The sequence below is a fragment of the Ruminococcus sp. 1001136sp1_2201st1_G3_2201SCRN_220225 genome, assembly GCF_040924365.1.
GTDB classification, from domain to species: domain Bacteria; phylum Bacillota; class Clostridia; order Lachnospirales; family Lachnospiraceae; genus Blautia_A; species Blautia_A faecis.
In genome coordinates, this window is the sequence record NZ_JBCOME010000129.1 from 1 (window position 1) to 2,550 (window position 2,550).

A 2,550-nucleotide genomic window follows, 5' to 3' on the forward strand; every position below is an offset into this window, starting at 1 on the left:
ATCTTTGGAAACCAGACGATTTTTTCCCTTGATCTGCTTTGCAGGTCAGTAAAAAAACCGCTGTCTTGTACGGTATCGGCTTCATACCACTTATTTTCCAGTATCATTCTTGCCAGCTTTTGACGGTGCAGGAGCTTCTTGAAACTGTCGTAACAGAAGCGGTAATACAGAAAAGCGACCAATGCACAAACACCAGTCGCTATCAGTATGGTTATGAAGTTGTATGTGGAAAGCGTCAAGCCGTTCTCTAACAAGCTGAAATGTTCCCAATCGGTACACATGAGCTGTTTTATATTCAATAGCAGGAGAACCGCCACGAATACAAACAGAAGCGTACCTATGGAGAAATGGTAGACAAGGTGCTTGTCGCTGGCTCTGATACGGTGTCCTTTATTCCAAATCATACGCATAAATCAATCACTCCTTTCTGGATATGAAAAAAGCAGTCAATCCTAAGACTAACCGCTTTATAAAATATCAGTATTTTGACTTATTTACTAATGACTACATTATTTTAATAAGTATTAAACTTACAAGGTAGAATATGAGCAAATGTCCGGGATAAAAAACATAGAAGAAATATTTCATTTTCATTCCACGCTCACCATTATACATTGAAATAAACAGTAAAGATGTTACAGCGGTTAAAAAATAAGGGTCAATAAATCCACTTATTGTAAAATTCAGTCCACAAATATACATAACTAAAATAGAAGCAGTATATTTTAATGTTGGCATATCATAAAAAAGATAAAACACGCTGATTAAGGCTATTCCATAATACCAACCGTCTAAATTGCAAATATATGAAATATACGCCCCGATTGCTATTGTTACAAAAGAGATTATCACATTTTTGTTAAATCTTTTTATGATTGTTAAAATAATCAACCCTAATAACAGCGTGAATAAAACATTTTGCTGTCCCAAACTGAATAAAGTTCCTACACAAGCTAAATCATAAATAGGCTCAGAAATAAGTGCAAAAATTCCTAAGTTTAAAATATATTTCTTGAGATTATGTGTATGAAAAAAGCCCTCTACTAATAAAAAACAGAAGATAGGGAATGCAATTCTACCTAAAATATGACAAATATTGACTGCGGACATTAAAATATCAAATTGCTCATCTGTAAACATAGAATATGGAGCATTTAGGATAATTCCATTTTTTAATACCACTTGACCTAAATGGTCTATTACCATAAAAATCATTGCCAATATTTTTAATGTACTTCCCGAAATAATTTTTTTCATTTTATTATGACTGATGATTTGCCGTTAATTTTCTATTTTGATATTGTAGTTAAGACTTATAATATCTTCTGTATAATCATCAGCAACGATTTGAATAATATAGGAACCTTTTTCAAAATACAAAGTTTGTAAATCATTCAACTCTTGACCGTCTAATTGATAATAAATCTTATTGTCTTTATCTGCAATGGTAATATGAAGTTTACCGTTATCAGTAGCACCTTTTACTTGTATATCAAGTTTTTCATCTTTAGGGACTGAAAAATATCCGTTTGTAATATTCATAGACGGTTCTTTTGTTTCATTGCTTTTATAAGTTTCATGTTTTTCCATTGTAAAATTAACCGCTACGCTATCTTGATATTTGCTGTATAATCCCCAGATAGTAACAGTTCCTAAAAAACATAAAACTAGCAATAGTATAAGATACTTCTTTTTTGCCTTTTTTTCATTATCAATTTTTTTTACAGTCTGAACATCATTTTTTAATAATTCATCAATAGAGATTTTGAAATAATCACTTACCTTTATAATCATTTCTAAATCGGGGTAACTTTTACCATTTTCCCAATTAGAAATAGTCTGTCTGGAAACATTAAATAAATTCGCAAAATCATCTTGACTTAAACCATGTTGTTTTCGCAGATTATTTATCTGTTCTCCTATATTCATTTCAAATCTGTCCTCCTTTCAAACAGCATTATCTTATTTTTTTCATTAGAAATCTATCAAAATTCCTTTACATCTTAGCAAAGTTTCTTTTACAGAACGAAATATTGCTTTGATATATACAGATATAGAATAATTCGCATAAAACAAATTATAGAGCTATTTGAAAGGAGAAGCAATAGCAATATTTATAAATGACTATTTTTTCGGCTGTCCCTGCGGTGTATGGTTCTGTGGATTACCTGTGTTCTGATTGCCTTTATTCTTCAACACAATATCCTCTGCTTTTACATACCAGTCCACATCTGCACCTGTATAGGTCTTTCTTGATACCGTATCGGCTACGGGATTGACAAGCTCCACGACTGCATTGTACGGAAATTCCCTCAACGGTACTTCTGGCGGTACAGACACGGGGATAATTCCACCATGCAGACTGCACTTCAAATCATAGATACGCTTTTTAAGCTGGGTACTCGGTGTCCCGTCCTCGTTCTGCAAGAACACATCACGCACCGCTGTAAATTTTAATTCTCCAAATGTTTTTTCTTTGTCAATAACAAACCCGTTTGATAATCTCATAAATTCTTCACTCCTTTACTTTTCTTCAACTGCTACAATATC

At 32.6% G+C, this 2,550-nt stretch carries 3 protein-coding genes and 1 pseudogene; all 4 read right to left on the minus strand.

Annotation, left to right across the window (positions count from 1 at the left end; translation table 11 throughout):
• Nucleotides 1-410: pseudogene (locus AB5642_RS20165) on the minus strand (ATP-binding protein); the annotation flags it as partial.
• Nucleotides 411-504: 94 nt separating this feature from the next.
• Nucleotides 505-1,257 (minus strand): TraX family protein, encoded by a 753-nt coding sequence (locus AB5642_RS20170; RefSeq protein WP_237926130.1) that lies wholly within the window; start codon nucleotides 1,255-1,257, stop codon nucleotides 505-507.
• Nucleotides 1,258-1,281: 24 nt separating this feature from the next.
• Entirely contained in the window at nucleotides 1,282-1,929 is a 648-nt protein-coding gene (locus AB5642_RS20175) for a helix-turn-helix domain-containing protein (RefSeq protein WP_173718287.1), read from the minus strand.
• Between the two features lie 195 nt (nucleotides 1,930-2,124).
• The gene (locus AB5642_RS20180; RefSeq protein WP_159751742.1) at nucleotides 2,125-2,508 is read right to left on the minus strand and encodes a YdcP family protein; all 384 of its coding nucleotides are present in this window, start codon (nucleotides 2,506-2,508) and stop codon (nucleotides 2,125-2,127) included.
• Nucleotides 2,509-2,550: the final 42 nt, after the last annotated feature.